Raw genomic sequence first — 5,570 nt, 5'->3', positions numbered from 1 at the left:
GGTGATGCGCAGGTTGCGGGTGTTGCGCTCGAACAGCGTGGTGCCCAGCGCCTGTTCCAGCCGGGCGATCTGCTTGCTGACCGTCTTGGGCGCGAGGTGCAGGTCGCGTGCGGCGGCGGAAAAGCTCTGGCGCTCCACCACATGCACGAACACCGCCAGGTCATCGAGGTTGCGCAGGGACATTTGGTCCATTCCGGGGAAAGTGTTTGTCTATTTTGGTCGTTTAAAGGATATACCGGATTCACCAGAATGAGGTTCCTTACTTCGCATGCCGCAACGCGCACGCCTCCGCTGGAGATGTGCAGCGGTGTGCTCGATCTGCTTGCAGGAGCCTCCAATGACCCAACGCATTCTTTTCGTCCTGACCAGCCACGACCGCAAGGGGCCGGCCGGCGCCGCCGATGCCGCGCCCAGCGGCTTCTATCTGTCCGAGGTCACGCATCCGCACCGGGTGCTGGCCGATGCCGGCCATGCGGTCGATTTCGTCAGCCCCAAGGGCGGCAAGACGCACGTCGATGGACTCGATCTGGACGATCCGGTCAATGCCGCGTTCTGGAACGATGCGGCGCTGCGCACCGCCACCGAAACCACATTGGCGCCGTCGCAGGTCGATCCCGATGCCTACGCCGCGATCTTCTACGCCGGCGGCCACGCGACGATGTGGGACTTCCCCGACAACGCCGAACTGGCTGCGATTGCTGCGCGCATCTACGAGCGTGGCGGCGTGGTCGCGGCGGTGTGCCACGGCCCGGCCGGGCTGGTGAACCTGAAGTTGTCCGATGGCGGCTATCTGGTCGCAGGCAAGGACGTATCGGCCTTCACCAACGACGAGGAGCGCGCGGTCGGCCTGTACGACACGGTGCCGTTCCTGCTGGCCGATGCCCTGCAGGAACGCGGTGCCCGGCATGTGCCCGCGCCGAATTTCCAGGCGCAGGTGGTCGTGAGCGAGCGGCTGGTGACGGGCCAGAACCCGGCTTCGGCCAAGGGCGTGGCCGAGGCGATGCTGCCGCTGCTGCTGGCAGCGTCCGTAGATCGGGCCTGAGCCATGAACGAGCGCATGCCCTTCGTCATCTACGTCTTCGCGCTGTGCGCGTTCGCCCTGGGCTTCACCGAGTTCGTCACCATCGGCCTGGTGTCCACCATTTCCGCCGACCTGCATGCCAGCGTCAGCCAGGTCGGCACGGCGGTCACGGCCTATGCGCTGGGCGCGGTGATCGGCGCGCCGGGCCTGACCGCGCTGGCGACCTGCTGGCCGCGCAAGCGGCTGCTGCTGGTGGCGATGGGGCTGTTCACGCTGGGCAATGCAGTGGTCAGCTTGTCGGATGCACTGACGCCCATGCTGATTGCCCGCTTTGCCTCGGGCCTGGGACATGGCGTGTTCCTGGCCGTGGCGTCCAGCGTCGCCACGCAACTGGCGGGGCGGCATCGCGCCGGCGCAGCGGTGGCCGTGGTGTTCGGCGGACTGACGCTGGCCTTGGCGCTGGGCGTGCCGCTCGGCACCTACCTGGGCAGTGTGTTGAGCTGGCAAGTCATCTTCATGGCCGTGGCCGCGAGTGGCGCCATCGGCTTTCTGGGCCTGCTGGCCCTGATGCCGACGGATCGCAACGATGCCTCGGCGCAAGCCAATGCGATGGATGGCCTGAAAGCCATGTTCAATCCGCGCCTGCTGGCCGGGGCCGGGATCACTGTGCTGGCCTATGCCGGGTCGTTCGCGCTTTACACCTATATCTCGCCGATCCTGTTGCAGGTCACGCGGGTCAGCGAGAGCACCAGCAGCCTGCTGATGCTGGGCTACGGCGTGATGGCGGCCATCGGCAACGTGTGGGGCGGCCGGCTGACCGATCGCAGGGGCGCGGACTTCGCGGTGATGACCGTGCTGGTTGGCTTGGCCGTGGTGCTGCTGGCGATCTGGGCATCGGCGCCATCGTTGCCGTTGATGGTGCTGCTGACGGGCCTGCTGGGTGCGCTGACCTATGCGGCGGTGCCGGCCTTGCAGGCAAGAGTGATCGGGCTGTCGCACATCCACGCGCCGCAGGCGCCAGCGGTGGCGGCTGGCCTGAACATCGCCGGCTTCAATGGCGGCATCGCGCTGGGTTCGCTGCTGGGCGGGGCGAGCCTGAAAGCGATGGGGCTGACCAGCACCGCCTGGGTTGGTGCGGTGGCCGTGGGGCTGGGGATCGTGTGGATGCTCTGGCAGATGCGGTGTCCCGCGTTCCTGGGCGCAAGACTTCATGGATAGGTAAATGATGGAGCTTCGGCATTTGCATCGTTCTCACGCGGTTGCCGAAGAACTTCACTTCGCTCGCGAGACCGAGCGGCTGCCTACCGGGCAGCCGACACGGCCTCAATCAACGCTCCTGCGCGGTTTGATCCTGTGTCCTGGCATACACCACCAGCCGCAGGTGCCGGTCTTCATCGACCGTCAGCGAAGTGTGCTCGAACGGCTCGGCCTTGCCGTCGATCACCAGCATGCGCACGCCGTTGCAGGGCGCATGAACGTCGTGCTTGCGCCACCACGTCTTGAACTCCGGCGACACCCGTTCCAGCTCGTCCACCAGTCCGTGAATGTCGGCTTCCTGCGTGGCGCGGGCGAAGTCGCGGCGAAAGCTCGACAGCATCAGCGGGGCTTGTTCTTCCCAGGCGTCCATGCGCTCATGCAGCAGCGGGTCGGTGAACAGCAGCCAGAGCAGGTTGCGCCGCTCGGGCGCATGCGAGCCGAAACCGAAAAGCGCATCGGCCGGCGCATTGAAACCCAGCACGTCCCAGCGCAGGTTGAGTACGAAGGCCGGATGCGGCAGGTCGTGCATCAGGCGCCGCACCAGCGGCGGCAGCACGCACCAGGTCTTGCCCGGCTCGGCGGGCGGCCGCTCGTGTGCCAGCAGGAACAGGTGGCGGCGCTCGGCGGCATCCAGTTTCAACACCCGCGCCAGGTTGTCCAGAAAGGCGGCCGACACGCCGATCTCGCGCCCCTGTTCCAGCCATGTGTACCAAGTCAGGCCGACGCCGGCGAGCGCGGCGACTTCCTCGCGCCGAAGCCCCGGCGTGCGGCGGCGGCCACCGCTGGGCAAGCCCACATCGGCAGGCGTCAACCGTTCACGGCGTGCCAGCAGGAAGGCCGCCAGATCGGAGCGGGTTCGTTCCAGGGTTCGCATCGCCTATCTCGTTGCTTTGAGTAATAGCATAAATAGTTAAATTGTAATTGCTTAAAAAGGATTTGAGAATGATCGCGTCTTTACCCTGGATACGCAAGATGACCTCAAATTCCTGCCTCTCGACGCCGCCTGCGCGCGCCGTCAGCGGCCCGCCCTGGCTCGGCTTGTCCGTGTTGCTGCTGGCCGGTTTCGTCACGATCTTCGACCTGTTCGTGGTCAATGTCGCCATCCCCAGCATGCAGGCCGGGCTGGGTGCGAGCTTCGCGCAGATCGGCTTCATCGTGGCCGGCTACGAGCTGGCCTTCGGCGTGCTGCTGATTACCGGCGGGCGGCTGGGCGACCTGTTCGGGCGTCGCCGCCTGTTCGTCGTCGGCATGGCGGGCTTCACTGTGGCTTCGGCCTTGTGCGGGCTGGCGCCCAGCGCTGGCTTCCTGATCGGTGCGCGGGTGTTGCAGGGGCTGGCGGCCGCCTTGCTGTTCCCGCAGGTCTATGCCTCCATCCGTGTCAACTTCGGCGGCGGCGACAGTCGCCGCGCCTTCGGCCTGCTGGGGATGACGCTGGGCCTGGCCGCCATCGCCGGGCAGGTGCTGGGCGGATGGCTGGTGCATGCCGACCTGTTCGGGCTGGGCTGGCGCAGCATCTTTCTCATCAACGTCCCTATCGGCCTGCTCGCCATCGCGGCGGCACGCCACATCCCCGAATCTCGCGCACCGCAACGCCCGGCCCTGGACTGGACGGGCGTGGCGCTGGTCAGCGCCGGGCTGGCGCTGCTGCTGGTGCCGCTGATCGAGGGGCCGGGGCAAGGCTGGCCGGCCTGGAGCCTCTGGTCACTGGGCGCGGCGGTGGTATTGCTTGCGATGTTCCATCGTCAGCAAGAGCAGCGGCGCATGGCTGGCGGATTGCCCCTGGTGGACATGCGCTTGCTGGCCCAGCGCCGTTTCGCGCTGGGCGCGTTGCTGGTGCTGCTGGTCTATTCCACGTCCAGCTCGTTCTTCCTGTGCTTCGCCTTGCTGGTGCAGACCGGACTGGGCCTCGATCCCTTCGTCGCGGGCAGCATCTTCGCGCCATGCAGCGTGGGCTTCGTCCTGGCATCGCTGGCTGCGCCGCGGCTGGTGGCGCGCTGGGGAACCCGCGCCATCGTCGCGGGTGCGCTGGTCTATGCGGTTTCCATCGGGCTGCTGATCGCGCAGGTACGGATGGCAGGCGCGGAGCTGGTGCCCACGCGGCTGATTCCCGTGCTGATCGTGGTCGGCGCCGGCCAAGGCTTCATCATGACGCCGCTGCTGAATCTGGTGCTGGGCTTTGTCGATGAAGCCCAGGCCGGCATGGCGGCTGGCGTGGTATCGACCGTCCAGCAGGTCGGCGCGGCGCTGGGCGTGGCTGTGGTCGGCATCCTGTTCAGTGCGGCGCTGGCCACGGGTGGTGGCATGGCAGCGCAAGCGGGCCAATACGCCTCGGCCTTCGTGGCAGGAATGCTCTACAACCTGGGCGCGGCCCTGCTGGTTTGCGTGCTGTTGCTGATGCTGGCAAAAGCGCAGCGGCCCGCAGGCTGACGCGGAGCGGCACGCGATGGAGCTTCGCCACCTACGCTGTTTCCTCGCCGTAGCCGAAGAACTGCACTTCGCCCGTGCGGCGGAGAAACTGCACATCGAGCAGTCGCCGCTGTCGCGTGCCATCAAGGAACTGGAAGAAGAACTGGGCGTGGTGCTGTTCGCCCGCACCACGCGCAGCACGCGGCTGACCCGCGCGGGCAAGTTGTTCTTCGAGCATGTGCCGCGCATCTTCGCTGCCTTGCAGCAGGCACGCGACAGCGTGAAGGCGGCAGCCAACGGCTTTCACGGCCAGTTGCGCATCGCGCTGTCCGACGGCATCACGCCGTCGCGCCTGCCGGCTTTGCTGGCGCTGTGCCGGCAGGAGGAACCGGAAGTCGAAATCCGCCTGACCGAAGTGCCGCTGTCGCAACAGATCAAGGGTCTGCACGACGACCTGTACGACGTGGGTTTTGCCCGCGCCGATGAAGTCGGCGATGGCATCGTCGCCATGCCCGTCTGGAGCGACCCGCTGATGGTGGCTGTGCCCGCACGGCATCCCCTGCTGACCCACAAGCGCATCCCGCTGGAAGAACTGCTGCGCTACCCGCTGGTGCTGTGCGATCCGCAGGCGTGCGAGGGCCATGCGCGGCAGGTCGAGCGCGTGCTGCGCCGGGTGGACATGGAACCGCTGGTCGCCGAGCGGGTCGCGTCCTGCGACTTGATGATGGCCCTGGTTTCGGCCGGTTTCGCCCTGGGCTTGACTGGCGCCGCGCACATCACCGCCAGCCGGGAGCAAGGCGTGGTGGCACGGCCGCTGGCGGGACGTTCGCCGCTGCTCACGACCTATCTGCTGCGCCTGGATGGCGAACCCTCGGAAACGCTGGCC

Annotated in this window: 6 protein-coding genes; 4 read left to right on the top strand and 2 right to left on the bottom strand. The window is 67.1% G+C overall.

The genetic code is table 11. The features are described 5' to 3' along the window. Positions 1-183 (bottom strand): LysR family transcriptional regulator (locus tag VIR09_RS13315; protein ID WP_332013291.1); only part of this gene is annotated, 183 nt, incomplete at its 3' end. 154 nt (positions 184-337) lie between these two features. On the opposite strand from VIR09_RS13315, the gene VIR09_RS13310 reads away from it, so the two are divergent. Both VIR09_RS13310 and VIR09_RS13305 read left to right on the top strand, forming a co-directional pair. Continuing rightward, positions 338-1,042, top strand: coding sequence for a type 1 glutamine amidotransferase domain-containing protein (locus VIR09_RS13310; RefSeq protein ID WP_033938329.1), 705 nt, complete (start codon positions 338-340; stop codon positions 1,040-1,042). A gap of 3 nt (positions 1,043-1,045) precedes the next feature. Next, complete coding sequence (locus VIR09_RS13305) at positions 1,046-2,239, top strand: MFS transporter (RefSeq protein ID WP_033938328.1); 1,194 nt, start codon at positions 1,046-1,048, stop codon at positions 2,237-2,239. Between the two features lie 109 nt (positions 2,240-2,348). On the opposite strand, the gene VIR09_RS13300 is transcribed toward VIR09_RS13305, so the two are convergent. Next, positions 2,349-3,152: a helix-turn-helix transcriptional regulator gene (locus VIR09_RS13300; RefSeq protein WP_033938327.1), complete on the bottom strand. Its 804-nt coding sequence runs from the start codon at positions 3,150-3,152 to the stop codon at positions 2,349-2,351. A 98-nt stretch (positions 3,153-3,250) separates the two neighbouring features. Between VIR09_RS13300 and VIR09_RS13295 the strand changes: the two genes are divergently transcribed. Together VIR09_RS13295 and VIR09_RS13290 are read left to right on the top strand one after the other, a co-directional pair. Beyond that, positions 3,251-4,705, top strand: a complete 1,455-nt coding sequence (locus VIR09_RS13295; RefSeq protein ID WP_033938326.1) for an MFS transporter — start codon at positions 3,251-3,253, stop codon at positions 4,703-4,705. A gap of 16 nt (positions 4,706-4,721) precedes the next feature. Beyond that, positions 4,722-5,570 (top strand): LysR family transcriptional regulator (locus VIR09_RS13290; protein ID WP_332013290.1); only part of this gene is annotated, 849 nt, incomplete at its 3' end.

Source organism: Achromobacter sp. (assembly GCF_036567245.1).
In the GTDB taxonomy this organism is placed as follows: domain Bacteria; phylum Pseudomonadota; class Gammaproteobacteria; order Burkholderiales; family Burkholderiaceae_B; genus Achromobacter.
The sequence above is the reverse complement of the archived record's forward strand: the minus strand, read 5'-3'. Positions and strand labels throughout refer to the sequence as shown.

Coding starts and splice junctions, on each gene's coding strand:
- VIR09_RS13310 (WP_033938329.1), top strand. CDS start 338: ATGACCCAACGCATTCTTTTCGTCCTGACCAGCCACGACCGCAAGGGG.
- VIR09_RS13305 (WP_033938328.1), top strand. CDS start 1,046: ATGAACGAGCGCATGCCCTTCGTCATCTACGTCTTCGCGCTGTGCGCG.
- VIR09_RS13300 (WP_033938327.1), bottom strand. CDS start 3,152: ATGCGAACCCTGGAACGAACCCGCTCCGATCTGGCGGCCTTCCTGCTG.
- VIR09_RS13295 (WP_033938326.1), top strand. CDS start 3,251: ATGACCTCAAATTCCTGCCTCTCGACGCCGCCTGCGCGCGCCGTCAGC.